The following is a 16,719-nucleotide window of genomic DNA, read 5'->3' on the forward strand; positions in this document are numbered from 1 at the left end:
CATGGGCAACTCGATCGAACCCAACGGCCGCGGCTGGTCTGACCGCCAACTGCTGATCGGCGGTGTCGTCGTGCTGGTCGCTGCGACGTTGATCACCGGTGTGCTGTTGGCCAAGTCGCAGGGCCATCTGGATCGCCATATCCGGGTGACCGCCGAACTGGTCAACGTGGGCGACGGCTTACCCGAGCGCGCCGACGTCAAATTCCGCGGCGTGCTGGTCGGTGCGGTCAAAAGCGTGCAGCCCGCGCTCTACGGCCGGCCCAACATCGTCACGATCAACCTCACCCCTGAGGCGGCCCAGGGTATTCCGGAAACCGTCACCGCACGTGTGGTGCCCAGCAACGTCTTCGCCGTCTCCTCAGTCCAGCTGGTCGACAACGGCGACGCGCCCCCGCTGCACAACGGCGCCGTCATCACCGAAGACACCCAGCTGCCCACCGTGCTCTTCCAGACCACCATCGACCGGGTGCGCCAGATCCTGGCCGCGACCCAGCGCGACGGCACCGATCCGCCGGTCGGAATGATCAACCTGCTCGCCGAAGCCACCGATCACCGCGGCGACACGCTGTTGATTTCGGGCGCCCGGATACAGCGCATCCTCACCGAGCTGAACCGGTTGATCGCCACGAACTCCGATGAGCCGTCGACGGTTTCAGCGCTCAGCGAGATGGCTGAAACGTTGTCCGCCACTGTCCCGGGGCTCGTCGACTCCATGGACAACGCAGTGGTGCCGATGCGCACGATCGCCGAAAAGCAAGCGGAGCTGCAGAGCCTGCTGTCTGCCGGGCTGAACACTTCGGCCACCGCGGCCACCGCGTTCGACAACCACGCCGACCAGCTCATCGGAATCACCACCCACCTGGAACCGGTCGTCGGCGTACTGGCCATGAACCACGACAAGTTCTTGCCCATGGCCACCCGGCTCACCCGCCTTTCGGAGAAGGCCATGACGGATGCCTGGGACGACGAACACCAGATGTTCAGCGGCAACTTCATCCTGTCGTTCACCCCGCTGCGGACCTATGTCCGCGCTGACTGCCCGCGCTACGGCCCCCTCGAGGGACCCAGTTGCCACACCGCACCCGAGACGCCGCAGAAGTTCGACATCCCGCAGGTGCTGTTGCCCGAGAGCTACGAGCCACCGCCCGACCTAGCCCCACCGCCCGGCACGCCGCTGCCCGCAGAGTTCACCGCACCGGCGTCCTACGGCGGAAACGTCGGACCCGTCGGCAGCGACGGTGAACGCGAACAACTTTCAACGATCCTCGGCGAGGACGTGAACAGCGCCCAGCAGGTCCTGCTCGGCCCGGTTGCCCGCGGCACGGCCGTCACGGTCAGCCCTGCCCCCAGCGACGCGGGTGGCCGATGAAGTTCCGCAGCGCGTTGATCGGCTTTTCCACCTTCATGGTGGTGGCAATGGTGCTGACCGTGCTCGTCTACGGCACCCTGCGCCGCGACCCGGACGGTCCGACCGACAGCTATTCGGCGTTGTTCACCGACGTGACCGGGTTGGGCGGCGGCGACGACGTCCGTGTCGCCGGCGTGCGCGTGGGCCGCGTCGATGCGGTCACCCTGGTCGCGGACGTCGCGCAGGTCACCTTCCAGATCGACAGCGAGCAGTCGATCTACCCCGACACCGTCGCGTCGGTGATGTACCAGAACATCGTCGGCCAGCGGTATCTCGGACTGTCCCGCGACCGCAGTAGCGCCCCGGCCCAGCCGCTGCCTGCGGGCAGCCAGATCCCGTTGGAGCGCACCGAACCCTCCTTCGACGTCGGTGCGCTGCTCAACGGCTTCGAGCCGCTGTTCACGTTGCTCGATCCGACGCAGGTGGACCGGTTGACCAACGCCATGATCGACGCGTTCCAAGGTGATTCGGTCGACGTCGCCCAGTTCGTCGCCCAAACCGCCGAGCTCACCGCCACTTTCGCGGGCCCCGACGAGATCCTCGGTGACGTGATCGACAACCTCGACACCATTGTGGGCGACCTCGCCGCCCAGGACGCCAACCTCGGCGGTGTGATCACCACGGCACACGCGATGGTGTCCGAACTCAATAGCCGACGCGAGCACCTCACCGCGTCGGCCGGATCGTTGAATCGCACCGCCGCCCGGATCGCCGCGATCGGGGATGCGGTCTACCCGCAGATGTCCGAACTGCTGCACCGCGAACCCGGATTCGTCCAGCACCTCGCCGGAATGCCCGACCAGTTGGCCTTCCTCGGCTCGAACACACCGCTGGTGCTCAAGGGGTTGGCGCGGGTATCAGGCGACGGCGCGTACGGAAACGCCTACGGCTGCAGCGTGAACCTGATGGGCTTCTTCCCCGGCCTCACCGAACTGGTGCCCAAGATCGTTGAACTGGCCTCCCCGGGCAACGTTGTGAAGAACTCGCAGAAATGCAGGCCCACCCCATGACACCGAAGTCGACACGCATCCCGCGGCTGGAGTCCTACCCCCCGTTCTGGATCGGGCTGGTCGCGCTCGTGATGGCCGCCGTTGTGGTCGCCGCCCTGCTGATCGCGCGCACCGCAGGCTTCGGATACACCAGCTACCACGCGGAATTCGCCCAAGCCGCACAGCTGCGCGTCGGAGACAACGTCAGCGTCGCGGGCATCAGCGTTGGCGAGGTCAAGTCGGTCGCGTTGGCCGGTGACCGCGTTGTCGTCGCGCTGCGGGTGCGTGACGACGTCAGGTTGGGCGCGCAGACCCGGGCCGCGATCAAGCTGACCACGCTGCTGGGATCGCGTTACGTCGAGCTGCGACCCCGCGGCGAAGAACCGCTGCAGGACAAGCTGATCCGACTGACATACACCGAGGTGCCCTACGACCTGCAGTCGTTGCTGGCGGACTCGACGTCGACGTTCGAACAGGTGGACACCGGCCGGCTCGCGTCCGCGCTGACCGTGCTCTCCGAGCAACTCGACGGGCTGCCCGAGGCGTTGCCACAGGCCATGACGAACCTGCAGCGCCTGTCGGGGATCATTGCGGCACGCCGCGACCAGATCGGCACGCTGCTGCAGGCGAGCGCGACGCTGACCGACACCCTGCGCCGCCAGCAGGCCAACCTGGGCCAGCTGGTCTTTCAGGGCAGGGACCTGTTGGCGGAGATCATATCCCGGCAACAGTCCTTTCGGCAGCTGATGTCGTCGCTGACCCAGCTGGTCAACCTGCTGAGCAAGGCCGTGGTCGCCGACCGGCCCGCGGCCCAGAAGCTGGTGGACGACCTGCTGGAGCTCAGCGCGATGGCCGCCGAGCACGATGACCTGTTCCGAAACACCCTGCAGACCTTGCCGATTCCGATCCGCAATCTCACCAACGCCAGCGGCACGGCACCGGCCCTCGATATCTTTCCGGCGAACGGAATCCTCATCGACGACTGGATGTGCGCGATCAGCGGCCGCGCCACCCAGTTCAACCTGGTCGAGTACTTCAAGGACTGCGCATGAAAAAGCTCGTCCTCGCATGCGTGGTAGGGGTGCTCGCGGTGACAGCCATCGGCTACCTCACCGCGGCCAAATCGGGCATCGCGTCGCGCCCCATCACCGTCTCGGCTCAGTTCGACGAGGCCTCCGGCCTGTACCCGGGCAACGCCGTCGAGGTGCTCGGCATGCAGGTCGGCACGGTGCAAAGTGTCACGGCCAAGGGCTCCTACGTCGAGGTGGTGCTGAGCATCGACGAGGACATCCAGGTACCCGCCGATGTGATGGCCGCGACGATCTCGAGTTCGATCCTCACCGACCGCCGGGTCGCGCTGTCCCCGGCCTACACCGGCGGGCCAGTGCTCGAGGACCACGACGTGATTCCACTCGACCGGACCCGTACACCGGTCGGCTTCGACCGCGTGCTGGCCACCATCGACAGGCTCATGGCGGCCATGAACGGCGACGGTCACGGCGGCGGGCCGCTGGCGGATCTGGTGAACGTCGGTGCCGAAACCGTTGCGGGTAAAGGGAACGACATCAAGGGCGCGCTCGATCAGCTGTCGAAGGCATTGCGGATGACCTCCGACGGAGCCCAGACCAAAGACGACCTCACCACGATCGTCACCAGCCTGAGCGCGTTGGCCAAGGCGGCGTCGGACAACGACGCGACGATCCGCGAGTTCGGTTCGCTGGTGCGTGCCACCAGCGCGGTGCTGGCCGCCGAGAACTTCGGTTCGGGCACCACCGGCCGACGCACCAACGAGGTGCTCGAGGCCGCCGCCGATCTGCTGGAGGAGAACAGAGACACGATCAACCAGGCCGTCACCAACGGCGATGTCCTGCTGACGGCGACCAACGACCACAACCGTGAACTCGCCGAGACGTTCGACCTGCTGCCGTTGTTGCTGGAAAACGTCTACAACGCGATCGATGTGAACAACGGGTCTTTACGCGCCCATGCCCTGGTCGACAAGATGATGTTCGACAGCCAGATGACCAAAGAGGTCTGCAATCTCATGGGTCTGCGCCAACTCGGTTGCAGCACCGGCACATTGCAGGACTATGGACCGGACTTCGGGTTGACCTACATGCTCGATTCCATGGCACGGATGGGTCAGCGATGAGCCTGCGCTTGCGTCGTTGGGTTGTCCTGGGCGTCAGTGCCGTTCTGGTGCTCAGCGGTTGCGCCGCGCCGAGTCTGGACAGCATTCCGCTGCCGGCGCCCTCGGTGGGCTCGGAGTCCTACACGTTGACCGCGACGTTCGCCAACGCGCTCAACCTGCCGTTGAAGGCCAAGGTCCGCCTCGGCGGTGCCGACATCGGTCAGGTCGTGTCGATGAAGTCCGAGGACTACACCGCCGTGGTCACCATGCAGATCCGAAATGGGGTGCAGCTGCCCTTCGGTTCGACGGCCGAACTGCGCACCGCCACCCCGCTCGGCGACGTCTACGTGGCGGTGAAGCCGCCAGCGACACCGGGGCAGGCACTGCTCGCCGACGGCGACAACCTCGGGCTGGGGTCCACTGGGTCCGCGGCGACGGTCGAAGCCGTGCTGAGCTCGGCGGCCGTGCTGGTCAACGGTGGCGTCGTGCGCAACCTGACCAAGTTGGCCAACGGTGTGGGAAGTGCCGCAGGCGACAACGGCGACGCCTTCCGCGACCTTATGCGCCAATCCAACCAGCTCGCCGAGACGCTCAGCGGCCGCACTGAGCAGATCCGGACCGCGCTCGACAACACCGCGACGCTGGTCGACACGGTCAACAGCCGACAGGACAGCATCAACGATCTGCTCGCCGCGTCGTCACCGGCCATCGGTGCGGTCGACACCCGCGAGCTGATCGACCTCCTCGATACGACCGGCGCCATGTCGCGACAGCTGTCGAGGTTCCCGTCGCTTCAGGGCACTGACACCCGCAGCATGGTGGCCGATATCAACGCGCTCTCACGGGCTGCCAACGATGTGGTGGTCAGCCCGGACACCAGCATGCTCGCGATGAGCCGCATGCTGCCGCCCATGGTCAAGGCGACGTCGGGTACCGCGATCGCCGGCAGAGGCACGCTGGCGAAGCTGGCCCTCGGCAACTGGCCGGACATCGGCTATCTGGGGGACCCGCAGTTCCACGGTCCCAAACGGGCGGACTGGCACTTCATGGTCGGCAGCCTGAAGTACACCCTGTTCCGGTTGCAGGAACGCGTCGTCGGGCAGGGACCGTGATGGACCGGGCACTCGAGGCATGGTTGTCGACGTTGGAGACGGTGCGCCGCAACCGGTTTGCGCTGTCGGGGTGGTCGCTTGCCGTGATCTTCGTCGTCAGCGTCGCCTACCTGACGTTCGGTGCGCTGCGGATCAACCCGGCCCGCTCCACCATCGAGGTGCGGGTTCCGCTGACCGAATCGGGTGGGCTGCTGCCGCAGCAGGACGTCACCGTGCGCGGTGTGCCGGTCGGACGGGTCAAATCGGTTGTGCTGGCCGACGGCGGGGTGACCGCAGTCGCCTCGATCGACGCGCGGACGAACATCCCGGTCGACAGCACGGTGCGAGTGTCGGGGTTGTCCGCGGCCGGTGAGCAGTACCTCGACTTTCGGCCGGCCACCGACCGCGGCCCGTATCTGACCGACGGCAGCGTGGTCGACCCGGACCGCACGTCAGTGCCGGTGACGTTGGCCCAGGCGCTGGCCAACGCGAACGGCGCACTGGCACAGGTGGATCCGGAGAAGCTGGCGGTCATCCGCCGCGAACTCGGCGTCAGCGTGAAGGGCCCCGAGAAGCTGGCCGACATCCTCGACGGTGGAACGTTTCTCATTTCCGCGTTGGACGGGGTGCTCCCGGAGACGGTGAGCCTGCTGTCCACCAGCCGGGTGGTTTTCGACACGATGGTCGACGTCGACCCGGGGCTGGCCGCGACCGGGCAGAGCCTGGGCTCGCTGTTCGCCGGGATGGCCCGGATGGACAGCGGATTTCGCACCCTGGTCGCGCGCGCCCCCGACAACCTTGAGGGCATCGACAACCTTTTCGCCGACAACTCCGAGACCATGGTGCGGCTGCTGGGCAACCTGGCCACCGTCGCCGAACTGTCGTATGTGCGGGTGCCTGCGTTGAACGCGTTGTTCCCCGACCCCGCCGTGCGCGGTTCGGTGCTGGAGAACCTGCTGACGGTCTTTCACGACGGCGCGGTCTGGGGAATCGGCGATATGTACCCGCGCTACGCGTGCGATTACCAGGTGCCGCGCCAGCCACCGTCGGCCGCGGATTACCCCGAGCCGCGGCGGTATACCTACTGCAACGACCCCGACCCGTCGGTGCTCATCCGCGGTGCCCGCAACGCGCCGCGGCCGGCCGGCGACGATACGGCCGGCCCGCCGCCGGGCGCGGATCTGAACGCGACCACCGATCCCACCCCCCGCGGGAGGTGGACGATACCGACCCCGTACGGCGGGCCACCGCTACCGATGGCGGTTCCCGGCGAAAACGCCGACCGCCCGGGATCGTGATGATCCCGGGCGGTTCGTGACGCTGAAACTACTTGACGGTGACCGATGCGCCCGCGGCCTCGAGCTTGGCCTTGGCTTCGTCGGCGGCCGCCTTGTCGACCTTCTCGAGCAGCGGCTTGGGAGCGCTGTCGACGAGGTCCTTGGCCTCCTTGAGGCCCAGGCCGGAGACGATCTCGCGGACGACCTTGATGACGCCGATCTTCTTCTCGCCGGCACCCTCGAGGATGACGTCGAACTCCGACTGCTCCTCGGCGGCCTCGGCGGGCGCACCACCGGCGGCGGGGCCGGCGGCCGCGACGGCGACCGGAGCGGCGGCGGTGACCTCGAAGGTCTCCTCGAACTTCTTGACGAACTCAGAGAGCTCCAGCAGCGTCAGTTCCTTGAACGCGTCGAGCAGCTCGTCGGTGGACAGCTTGGCCATGATGGGTCCTTCCTAATTTTGTTGCGATTTGTGGAGTCCTGGCCGCGGTCAGCGCGGTTGCGGCTCCCCAAGTTGGGTGGTTAAGCGGCTTCTTCGCCGGCCTTCTTCTCCTGCAGGGCTGCGGCCAGTCGAGCGACCTGCGACGCCGGAGCGTTGAACAGACCCGCAGCCTTGGACAGGTTGGCCTTCATCGCCCCGGCCATCTTGGCCAGCAGCACCTCGCGCGACTCCAGGTCGGCGATCTGCTCGACCTCGGCGACGCTGAGCGGGCGGCCGTCCATGTAGCCGCCCTTGATGACGAGGGCCTTGTGATCCTTGGCGAACTTCTTGATCGCCTTGGCAGCGTCGACTGCCTCGCCCTTGACGAACGCAATCGCGGTGGGACCGACGAACAGCTCGTCGAGACCCTCGATGCCAGCCTCCGCCGCGGCACGCTTGACCAGCGTGTTCTTGGCGATCCGATAGCTGGCGGAATCACCGAGCGACCGCCGCAGCTCGGCCAGGTTGGCGACCGAAAGCCCGCGGAACTCGGTGACGACCGTGGCCGTCGACGAGTTGAAACGCTCGACGATGTCGGCAATCGCGGCGGCCTTGTCCTCCGTGGCCATGCATGCCTCCTCGTGGTTGGTATTTCGACGTCCCGCCTCAACCGCCCCGAGAATGACGAACGCCCCGACGCAGACAGGTCGGGGCGCACAAATACAGCGTTAGCCTCGTCCTCCTGCGTGGGCCGCCGGGTAATCCCGGACCTTCAACCGATTCAGCTTGCTACCTGCTCTTCGCGCAAGCTCATCGGTGACCGACGGTCTTCGGTGGAACCGGTTCAGAATAGCCTGCCCCCGCCGATCAGCCAAAATTGCGATTTCGGCGCGCTCACAGCCCGCCAGCGTCCGTCAGCGCGCCGAAGCCACCGCACCGAGGACCAGCAGCACGTAGAGCACGACCAGCAGCAACACCCGCGACCAGTGCATCCGGTCCCACCGCAGGGCGTCGTCGCGCGACACATCGCCCGCCGCCGACCAGGTGCCGATCCGGTTGTTGATAGGCACCATTAGCGTCACTGTCATCAGCACGACGGCGACCATCACCACCGCCGCGGCGATGACGAACCAGTTCTCCCAGGTGACGATGGCGGCCGCGATCAGCAGCACCAGGCTGGCGATGTACCAGAACGGCATCACCTTGCCCAGCACCCGGCTGCCGTCGCTCCGGGCCAGCGCAAACCCGTCGTCGGGCAACCGCGCGAACACCGGGTTGGTGAACGCCGCGACCGCGAACTCGACACCGACCAGCGGGCCGGTGATCACCAGGGCAAGAGATCCCACGATTGCGTCCATGCCCTCGACCATCGCAGCTTATGCTGTCATAAAACAAGGTACTGACAAATTTGGCAGCATGCGGAGGCGTGATGGCGGTGTCGAAGAAGGGACTCAACGAATGCCCGATCGACACTGCGTTGTCGGTGATCGACGGCCGCTGGAAAGGCACCATCCTGTGGCGACTGCAGGACGGGCCGATGCGCACCGCGCAGTTGCGGCGCAGCATCCCGGGCATCACCGAGCGCATGCTCATCCGCCACCTTCGTGAGCTCGTCGACGACGGCATCCTCGACCGCCACGACGCCCAGACGGTGCCGCCGTGTGTGCACTACTCGATCTCGGAGTACGGGCAGACGCTGGCGCCGGTGCTGCAGAGTTTGTGCGACTGGGGTCGCAAGCACATGACCCGGCCGGTCAAAGCGGTGATGGATGTTCGCTGACGTAGCTGTCCCCTGGAACTCGGCCACGACATTTCCCGCTTCATCGGTGACAGTCACGTCGTAGATTGCGCTGCGCCCGGACGCATTCAACGGCGGTCGCAGTGCGAATCTCGCCGTTGCGTGTGGGGCGTCCATAGCGAATATCGGCGGGTCGTCAACATCGGTTCGTTATCGCTGCTGCAGGCGACCGCCAATCGGCGGCAAGCCTTCGCGACAACCGGAACTGTGAGAAATCGACGACGGTCATCGACTCGGTTGCAGCGCGCCGCCGGGATCCACCGATTCGGTATGGCAGATATACATCGTGACCGCGCCATCGGCGAACTCACGGACATCGCGTGCGGCGTCTTGCATCTGGGGCGATACCAAGGCCTGCTGTAACGCCTCGTTGGTGTCGAAATTCAGATGAGCGACGGCATAATAGGGCGGCTCGCCGCTCGCGAGCGACTGACACTTGCCCCACGTGAAGCCCGAGAGTCCCGGGATCCGGCCGACCAGCGGTATGTGCTTAGTACGGTAATGCTCGTCGAATACCTGTGGCGCAGTGGGTGTTCCATAGCACACGACGATCTGCGACGTCACTCTTCTGTCCCCCCGGGCTTGGCCACCAGCGTGAGGACGTCATAGGTGGCCACGGGCTGGTCCGCCTGGTTGGTCACCGTCGCATCCCACCGCACTTCGCCATAGTCGGCGTTCGCTCGCGGGGTGATCTGTTTGGCCGTCAGCGTCACAGTCAGCTCGTCGCCGCCCTTGACAGGCGTGAGAAATCGCAGGCTGTCGACACCGAAGTTGGCCAGGACAGGCCCTGGCGCTGGGTCTACGAAAAGTCCCGCAGCCAGCGAAACCACAAGGTAACCATGCGCGACGATCCCCCCGAACAGCGGGTTTGCGGCTGCGGCTTTTGCGTCGGTGTGCGCATAGAAGGTGTCGCCGGTGAAGTCGGCGAACTGGCTGATGTCTGCCTCGGTGACGCGCCGTGGCCCACCGACGATCGTGTCGCCAAGCGCTAGCTCGGCCAAGTTCTTTCGGAAGGGATGCACATCGTCTGTCACCCGGCCCGAACCGGTCACCCACCGCCGCCCGACGGCGGTGAGCACGTCCGGTGTCGCTTGGACTGCGGTGCGTTGCATGTGGTGCAGCACTGCGCGAACTCCGCCAAGTTCTTCACCCCCACCCGCACGTCCCGGACCCCCGTGAACCAAAACCGGCAACGGAGATCCGTGCCCGGTGGACTCACGCGCATCGTCTCGGTCAAGGACCAGGACCCGGCCGTGGTAGGGCGCCAGACCCAGCACCAGTTCCCGAGCAACTGCCCTATCGGCGGTGACGACAGATGCGACGAGGCTGCCTTTCCCCCGCGCCACCAGTTCCACGACGTCCGCGCTGTCCCGATACGTCATCACGGTGCTGACGGGACCGAACGCCTCGACCTCGTGGGGCTCTGTCGCTCCGTGGTCGTCACAGCGCAATAGCATCGGCGACATAAATGCCCCGCGCGAAGCGTCGGCTCCCACCACATCCACGGCTTCGGCCTGCCCGTACACGATCCGCGCGTTCTTCGTCAGCGCGCGCAGCGATTTCAGCACTTCGTCGCGTTGCTCGAGGCCGGCAAGCGGCCCCATGGTCACCCCAGCAGTGGTCGGCGCCCCGACGACAACACCGGCAAGCCGCTCAGCGGTCGCCTCGGTCACCGCATCGGCGAGTCCTTGCGGCACGAAGGCGCGTCGGATAGCTGTGCACTTCTGACCGGCTTTCACCGTCATCTCAGTAACGAGCTGGTCGACGAACAGGTCGAATTCGACGTCGTCTGGCGAAACGTCCGGCCCGAGGATCGAGGCGTTGAGCGAATCGGCCTCGGCGTTGAAGCGCAGCGCTTCTGCCACCACGCGAGGGTGCGACCGAAGTTCGGCTGCGGTGTCGGCCGAACCTGTGAACGCCACGGAGTCCAGTCCCGACAGGTGATCCAGCACACCGCGGGCGCTGCCACACAGCAGCTGCACCGAGCCCTCCGGCAGCACGCCGGCTTCGATGATGCGACGAAAAACCAGCTCCGTGAGATAGGCGGTCACGGTAGCGGGCTTGACGATCGACGGCACACCCGCGATGAACGCCGGGGCCAGCTTCTCCAGGAAGCCCCACACCGGGAAGTTGAATGCGTTGATCTGCAAGGCGATACCACGCCGGGACGTGTAGATGTGCTGGCCGCAGAACGTGCCCTTCTTGCCAAGCGGCTCGACGTCTCCGTCGAGGTAGAGGGTGTCGTTGGGCAGCTCGCGGCGGGTCTTGCTGGCATAGCTGAAAAGCGTTGCGACTCCCCCGTCGATGTCGATCGCGGAGTCACGACGCGTTGCGCCGGTGGCCGCGGACAACTCATAGAACTCGTCTTTGCCGGCCGTCAACGCCACCCCGAGGGCCTTCAAAGCTGCCGCTCTGTCGTGAAACGTCATCTGCGCCAACGCTGGTGCGCCGACTGCCCGCGCATAGTCGGTCACCGCGCTCAAGTCGAGACCATTCGACGAAATCCGGGCGACTTCGTGGCTGTCGACCGCGCTCAGAAGCGGTTTGCCCGAATCCGGGGCCGTGTGCCAACCGCCGCACACGTAGCTTTCCAGCAGCCTGCTCACATGTTCTCCTTTACCGTACGTTCGGTCAGTAATTACTGTCGCCTGAGCCCTCTGCCATGTCAAGGGTGACTTCCCCGCCGTCGACGCGGCGGACCGTCAGGACGGGCGCAGGCCGGTGAAGACGAGGCTGACGACGGCCTCGGCCAGATCGTCGATCGAGTCCCTGCTGCGGGGTCGGTACCACTCGACAATCGAGTTGACCATGCCGAAGAGCAGCTTGGCGGTCAGCGCCGGATCGATTCCGGGCTTGAGGTCACCCTCCTCCGCGGCCGCCTGGGCCAACCCGCCGACGAAGGCATCGAACTCACGCCTGCGCGCCAGCGCCCGGCGTTCGACCTCGTTGTTGCCGCGTATCCGAACGAGCAAGGTGACATATGGCAATTCCGCAGACAGGATCTCGACGCTACGCCGCACGAGGTGTTCAAGCCGATCGATGTGGGGCCCCGTTGTCGCCCGTTCCTCTGTGGTGACGGCGAACAACGCATTGAGCGCCCGCGACAGCGCCAGATCGAGCAGTTCCGCCTTGCTGGAAACGTGGTAGTAGATGGCCGACTTGGTAATGCCAAGGCGGTCGGCGAGCACCTCCATGCTGGTGCCGTCGTAGCCCTTTTCATTGAAGATCTTCACCGCGACGGCCAGCAGCGAGTCGAGGTCGTAGCCTGGCCGGCCCGGCCGCCCAGACCGATTGGCCGCGCGTGCCGTCGTCATGGCTCCATCTTCGCCTATCCACGGCAGTTCTTCGCACACGAACGGCGATAGCTCTTGCAACTGACCGAATGTTCGGTTAATAATCCAGGTTGGCATGGACATCTGGGAGCGAGGCGGCGCGGTGGATTCGTCAACGGCATTGCGGGTCGAGCAGCATGCCGACCACGTCGTGGTGAAGCTGAACCTGCCCACCCATCGCAATGCGATAAGCGCGGAGTTGATCACCGAACCAGACGCCATCCGCGCACAATTCGAGGCTGCGCCGAGGATGTTGCTGCTGACCGGTGGAGGTGAGCATTGCTCGGCCGGGGTCGATATCCGCGAGCGGCGCCTTGTAGCTGCGCTCGCCGGCATCAGCGGTTACCCGCTCGGTGGTGGCCGTGCTGTCTGAAACAGGTGCAGATGTCGGCGTCCGTGGAGACGGCGACATGAACGGCGAGAGCTGTCCGGCGCGGATCGCCGTGGTGGGCGGCGGTCGGATGGGCGGCGGTATCGCGCAAGCGTTCGCGGCGGCAGGTTCGCAAGTCGTCATCGTCGAGCCGGACGACCAGCGTGCCGCGCTCGAGCGGGTGTCCGCAGGGCTCCATAACGCCGAAAGGCGCGGGTCGCTCGGCCAGGTGTCGGCGGCCGACGTAGCCGGCCGCGTGACGGCGGTTTCTGCACCGAGTCAATTAGCGGGCGAATTCGACCTCGCCATCGAAGCTGTACCGGAGCAACGCGCGCTCAAAGCCGACGTCATCACTGCGATCGAGAACGCCGTACCGCCGTTCGCCGTCATCGCGAGCAATACCAGTTCGCTGTCCATCACTGAACTTGTTGCCGCGCTGCGTGACTCGACCCGGTTCCTCGGGTTGCACTTTTTCAATCCAGTCCCCCGATCTGCGCTAGTCGAGATTGTCAGGTCGCCGTCGACATCCGACACGACGTTGACCAGGGCGCGAGCCTGGGTGCGTGCGATCGGCAAGTCCGACGTGGTGGTCAACGACTCGCCGGGCTTCGCCACTAGCCGGCTCGGTGTCTGCCTGGGATTGGAGGCAATCCGCATGCTCGAGGAAGGGGTAGCCGATGCGGCCGATATCGACCGGGCGATGGAACTCGGCTACCGCCACACCATGGGTCCCCTACGATCCACCGATCTCGTCGGCCTCGACGTGCGTCTGGCCATAGCCGAACACCTGTACAGCACCCTGGGATCACGCTACGAGCCGCCAAAGCTGCTGCGAGAAAAAGTTTCTCGCGGTGAGCTGGGCCGCAAGAGTGGTCACGGGTTTTTCACCTGGGACACCGTCGACACAGGAGCACCATGACAGTCACACACATCGACACCGTCAAGCTGGCGATCGACCGCGGGTTGGGCACGATCACCATTTCACGACCAGACGCCGCGAACGCACTCGACCGCACCACCAAGGAAGCGCTGATGAGCGCGGTGTTGCGTGCTGCGGGAGATGCCTCGCTTCGCGCCATCCTGCTTGACTGCGACGGCGCAAACTTCTGCGTCGGCCAAGATCTCGGCGAGCACGTCGACGCACTACGCGCCAACCCCGCAACCGCGATGAATACGATCAAAGAGCACTACAACCCCCTGATCGAAGCGCTCAACAGCGTTGCGGTACCGATTATTGCAGCGATACGCGGCGCCTGCGTCGGCGCCGGCCTCGGACTCGCGCTGGCAGCTGATATCCGCATCGCAGCCGAGGGCGCGACCTTCGCGACAGCCTTCACCGGAGTCGGACTGGCCAGTGACTCCGGTCTGAGTCGCGCGCTGCTTCACGCCGTGGGCGCCAGCCGCACGGCTGGACTGATGCTGCTTGGTGATCGGTTCAGCGCCCAGGACGCGCTCGCTTGGGGATTGGTTCATCGCGTGGTCGGCGACGCAGAGATGAACGACGCGGTGCAACAGCTGGCATATCGAGTGGCCGAGGGTCCCACCGAGGCGTACAAACACATCAAGGAGCTTCTGCGGCTGCCGGGACTGTCCGACGCGCTGGAGCGCGAGCGCATCGCGCAGGAGACATTAGGGACGACCGACGATCACCGCGCGGCCGTTGAAGCATTCCTCGCCAAGGATCGACCCCAGTTCCGTGGCCAATGAGCCAGAGCGCACTCCCCGACCGTTCGACGATCGATTGAGTTTATGACCACTTCGGAAACGCAAACAGCGCAGGCGATGTACTTCGACCAGATCATTGATGCCGACCATCGGATCGAGCCACGTGACTGGATGCCCGACGCCTACCGACACACGCTGATCCGCCAGATCGCCCAACACGCACATTCTGAGATCATCGGAATGCAACCCGAAGGAAACTGGCTCACCCGTGCACCTTCGCTGCGCCGCAAGTCCATTCTGCTGGCCAAAGTGCAGGATGAAGCAGGCCACGGGTTGTACCTGTACTCAGCTGCTGAGACACTCGGCGCCGACCGGGCCGAATTGACTACCAAGCTGCTCGAGGGAAAGCAGAAATTTTCTTCGATCTTCCACTACCCAGCGACCACCTTTGCCGACGTCGGGGTGATCGGGTGGCTCGTCGACGGTGCTGCCATCTGTAACCAAGTCCCGCTGTGCCGGTGCAGCTTTGGACCGTATGCCCGAGCGATGATTCGGGTCTGCAAGGAAGAGTCGTTTCACCAGCGCCAAGGCTATGAGCTGCTGATCACCATGATGAACGGGACCCAAGCACAACGCGAGATGGTCCAAGACGCGGTGAACCGTTGGTGGTGGCCCACTTTGATGATGTTCGGTCCGCCCGACGAAGAGTCACCGAATACCGAGCAGTCAATGCGTTGGGGCATCAAAAGACACACCAACGACGAACTTCGCCAGCGATTCGTCGATATGACGGTCCCGCAGGCCAAGGCGTTGGGGGTCACCCTTCCCGATCCCAACCTCGCATGGAACGAGGACCGCCAGGCCCACGACTTCGGCGAACCCGATTGGGAGGAATTCGCCGCGGTCATCAAGGGCAGCGGGCCCTGCAGTGTCGAACGGATCGCTGTGCGCCGAGCGGCTCACGAGAACGGCTCCTGGGTGCGCGAGGCGGCAAACGCGTTCGGCACCAAGGCGCGGCGCTCATGACCGTCGAGTGGCCACTCTGGGAAGTGTTCGTACGCAGCAAACGGGGATTGAATCACGTACACGTCGGGTCGATCCACGCACCTGACGGCGAGCTGGCTTTGCGCCATGCACGTGACGTGTATACCCGCCGAAACGAGGGGGTCAGTGTTTGGGTCGTACCCTCCGCAGCGATCACGGCCTCCAGCCCTTCTGAAAAAGACGCCTTCTTCGCTCCGAGCGGTGACAAGGTGTACCGCCATCCCACGTTCTACACCATCCCCGATGGTGTGGACCATATTTGATGTGACACAACATGATCGAACATGACAATGTCTATGACGCCCTGACCGTCGATAACGGCAACACCCAATGGGCCTTCGGCACAGATTTCGACGATCCCCTGGCCGGCGTCGACACATCCGTGCCCGACGACATCGACGCCGGTTTGCTGGCACAGTACTGCATCATGCTCGGCGACGACGCGTTGATCTCGGCGCAACGGCTCATCGAGTGGATCACCCGGGCACCTGAACTCGAGCAAGAACTGGGCATGGCCAACATGGCGCTCGATCTGCTGGGCCAAGCCCGCCTGCTGTTCACTCGGGCCTCAGCCGCTGATCCCACTGTCGTGCCGTACATTTCACCCACATCACCGGCTCCCCCTGACGATCGGCTCGCCTTCTTTCGCTCGCAGGAGGAATTTCGATGCGTCAGAATATGCGAACTCGACAACGGTGACTTCGCCCACACCATCGTGCGAATGCTGATCTTCAGCACTTGGCGGCTCGGCCTTTTCGAGCGGCTCACGGAGTCCCGCGATCCCTTCCTTGCCGCAGTGTCACACAAATGGTGTCAAGAGCTGGCCTATCACCGCGATTATGCGGCGCGCTGGACGGTGATCCTGGCCGGGGGGTCCCCCGGGTCACGCCGTCGCACAACGGACGCGCTGAACTTCCTGTGGCCCTACACCGAGGAGCTGTGGGCCACCACCGCCGAGGAACTCACCCTCGCAGACAAAGGGGTTGCCGTCGACGCGCACACAATAGCCTCCGACTTCCACGAAACGATCACACACGTGATGCGCGCAGCTGAACTCACACCACCACAGGGTATTTCAACGGGTACGCTCGCCGGTCGCGCAGGTCGAGACGGGGTGCACACCGAGGCGCTGGGACGTTTACTCACCGAGTTGCAAAGCGTGGCCCGCGCCGATCCGGAAGGCCGGTGGTGAC

General features: G+C 65.1%; 19 protein-coding genes. 13 read left to right on the plus strand and 6 right to left on the minus strand.

Translation table 11 applies throughout. The features are described 5' to 3' along the window. Position 1: 1 nt before the first annotated feature. The 6 genes from K3U96_RS21465 to K3U96_RS21490 are packed head-to-tail and all read left to right on the plus strand — an operon-like array spanning position 2 to position 6,917. Complete coding sequence (locus K3U96_RS21465) at positions 2-1,369, plus strand: MlaD family protein (protein WP_220691014.1); 1,368 nt, start codon at positions 2-4, stop codon at positions 1,367-1,369. Continuing rightward, on the plus strand, positions 1,366-2,418 hold the full coding sequence (locus K3U96_RS21470; RefSeq protein WP_220691015.1) for an MCE family protein: 1,053 nt from the start codon (positions 1,366-1,368) through the stop codon (positions 2,416-2,418). Before K3U96_RS21465 ends, K3U96_RS21470 begins: the two co-directional genes overlap by 4 nt. Next, positions 2,400-3,449 carry an MCE family protein gene (locus K3U96_RS21475; protein WP_372515013.1) on the plus strand — a complete coding sequence of 350 codons (1,050 nt, stop codon included), beginning with the start codon at positions 2,400-2,402 and terminating at the stop codon, positions 3,447-3,449. The genes K3U96_RS21470 and K3U96_RS21475 overlap by 19 nt, the downstream gene beginning before the upstream one ends. Continuing rightward, positions 3,446-4,549: an MCE family protein gene (locus K3U96_RS21480; protein ID WP_220691016.1), complete on the plus strand. Its 1,104-nt coding sequence runs from the start codon at positions 3,446-3,448 to the stop codon at positions 4,547-4,549. Before K3U96_RS21475 ends, K3U96_RS21480 begins: the two co-directional genes overlap by 4 nt. Beyond that, the gene (locus tag K3U96_RS21485; protein WP_220691017.1) at positions 4,546-5,640 is read left to right on the plus strand and encodes an MlaD family protein; all 1,095 of its coding nucleotides are present in this window, start codon (positions 4,546-4,548) and stop codon (positions 5,638-5,640) included. The genes K3U96_RS21480 and K3U96_RS21485 overlap by 4 nt, the downstream gene beginning before the upstream one ends. Continuing rightward, entirely contained in the window at positions 5,640-6,917 is a 1,278-nt protein-coding gene (locus K3U96_RS21490) for an MlaD family protein (RefSeq protein WP_220691018.1), read from the plus strand. The genes K3U96_RS21485 and K3U96_RS21490 overlap by 1 nt, the downstream gene beginning before the upstream one ends. Before the next feature lie 28 nt (positions 6,918-6,945). Here the strand turns inward: K3U96_RS21490 and rplL are convergent, their stop codons facing one another. The 3 genes from rplL to K3U96_RS21505 all read right to left on the minus strand — a co-directional run bounded on the left by rplL (position 6,946) and on the right by K3U96_RS21505 (position 8,675). Further along, positions 6,946-7,338 carry a 50S ribosomal protein L7/L12 gene (rplL, locus tag K3U96_RS21495; protein ID WP_069403299.1) on the minus strand — a complete coding sequence of 131 codons (393 nt, stop codon included), beginning with the start codon at positions 7,336-7,338 and terminating at the stop codon, positions 6,946-6,948. 80 nt (positions 7,339-7,418) lie between these two features. Next, positions 7,419-7,946 (minus strand): 50S ribosomal protein L10, encoded by a 528-nt coding sequence (rplJ, locus tag K3U96_RS21500; protein WP_069403298.1) that lies wholly within the window; start codon positions 7,944-7,946, stop codon positions 7,419-7,421. Between the two features lie 285 nt (positions 7,947-8,231). Continuing rightward, positions 8,232-8,675, minus strand: a complete 444-nt coding sequence (locus K3U96_RS21505; RefSeq protein ID WP_220691019.1) for an anthrone oxygenase family protein — start codon at positions 8,673-8,675, stop codon at positions 8,232-8,234. A 71-nt stretch (positions 8,676-8,746) separates the two neighbouring features. On the opposite strand from K3U96_RS21505, the gene K3U96_RS21510 reads away from it, so the two are divergent. Beyond that, on the plus strand, positions 8,747-9,097 hold the full coding sequence (locus K3U96_RS21510) for a winged helix-turn-helix transcriptional regulator (protein ID WP_069403297.1): 351 nt from the start codon (positions 8,747-8,749) through the stop codon (positions 9,095-9,097). Between the two features lie 243 nt (positions 9,098-9,340). Here the strand turns inward: K3U96_RS21510 and K3U96_RS21515 are convergent, their stop codons facing one another. The 3 genes from K3U96_RS21515 to K3U96_RS21525 form a co-directional block, all read right to left on the minus strand. Beyond that, positions 9,341-9,679 (minus strand): EthD family reductase, encoded by a 339-nt coding sequence (locus K3U96_RS21515; RefSeq protein ID WP_220691020.1) that lies wholly within the window; start codon positions 9,677-9,679, stop codon positions 9,341-9,343. After that, positions 9,676-11,721, minus strand: coding sequence for a phenylacetic acid degradation bifunctional protein PaaZ (paaZ, locus tag K3U96_RS21520; protein WP_220691021.1), 2,046 nt, complete (start codon positions 11,719-11,721; stop codon positions 9,676-9,678). Before paaZ ends, K3U96_RS21515 begins: the two co-directional genes overlap by 4 nt. Before the next feature lie 96 nt (positions 11,722-11,817). Next, positions 11,818-12,429, minus strand: a complete 612-nt coding sequence (locus tag K3U96_RS21525; RefSeq protein WP_220691022.1) for a TetR/AcrR family transcriptional regulator — start codon at positions 12,427-12,429, stop codon at positions 11,818-11,820. A 94-nt stretch (positions 12,430-12,523) separates the two neighbouring features. On the opposite strand from K3U96_RS21525, the gene K3U96_RS21530 reads away from it, so the two are divergent. The 6 genes from K3U96_RS21530 to paaC are packed head-to-tail and all read left to right on the plus strand — an operon-like array spanning position 12,524 to position 16,718. Next, positions 12,524-12,820 carry a Clp protease/crotonase-like domain-containing protein gene (locus K3U96_RS21530; protein WP_220691023.1) on the plus strand — a complete coding sequence of 99 codons (297 nt, stop codon included), beginning with the start codon at positions 12,524-12,526 and terminating at the stop codon, positions 12,818-12,820. 37 nt (positions 12,821-12,857) lie between these two features. Next, positions 12,858-13,736, plus strand: coding sequence for a 3-hydroxyacyl-CoA dehydrogenase family protein (locus K3U96_RS21535; RefSeq protein WP_220693630.1), 879 nt, complete (start codon positions 12,858-12,860; stop codon positions 13,734-13,736). Then, a complete protein-coding gene (locus K3U96_RS21540; protein ID WP_220691024.1) occupies positions 13,733-14,524 on the plus strand; it encodes an enoyl-CoA hydratase/isomerase family protein in 792 nt (263 codons plus the stop codon). The genes K3U96_RS21535 and K3U96_RS21540 overlap by 4 nt, the downstream gene beginning before the upstream one ends. Positions 14,525-14,566: 42 nt before the next feature. Beyond that, a complete protein-coding gene (paaA, locus tag K3U96_RS21545; protein ID WP_220691025.1) occupies positions 14,567-15,508 on the plus strand; it encodes a 1,2-phenylacetyl-CoA epoxidase subunit PaaA in 942 nt (313 codons plus the stop codon). Then, the gene (gene paaB / locus K3U96_RS21550; RefSeq protein ID WP_082933189.1) at positions 15,505-15,789 is read left to right on the plus strand and encodes a 1,2-phenylacetyl-CoA epoxidase subunit PaaB; all 285 of its coding nucleotides are present in this window, start codon (positions 15,505-15,507) and stop codon (positions 15,787-15,789) included. Before paaA ends, paaB begins: the two co-directional genes overlap by 4 nt. Positions 15,790-15,800: 11 nt before the next feature. Continuing rightward, positions 15,801-16,718 (plus strand): 1,2-phenylacetyl-CoA epoxidase subunit PaaC, encoded by a 918-nt coding sequence (gene paaC, locus K3U96_RS21555; protein WP_220691026.1) that lies wholly within the window; start codon positions 15,801-15,803, stop codon positions 16,716-16,718. The last annotated feature ends 1 nt before the right edge of the window (position 16,719 follow it).

The organism is Mycolicibacterium holsaticum DSM 44478 = JCM 12374 (assembly GCF_019645835.1).
GTDB classification, from domain to species: Bacteria; Actinomycetota; Actinomycetes; order Mycobacteriales; family Mycobacteriaceae; genus Mycobacterium; species Mycobacterium holsaticum.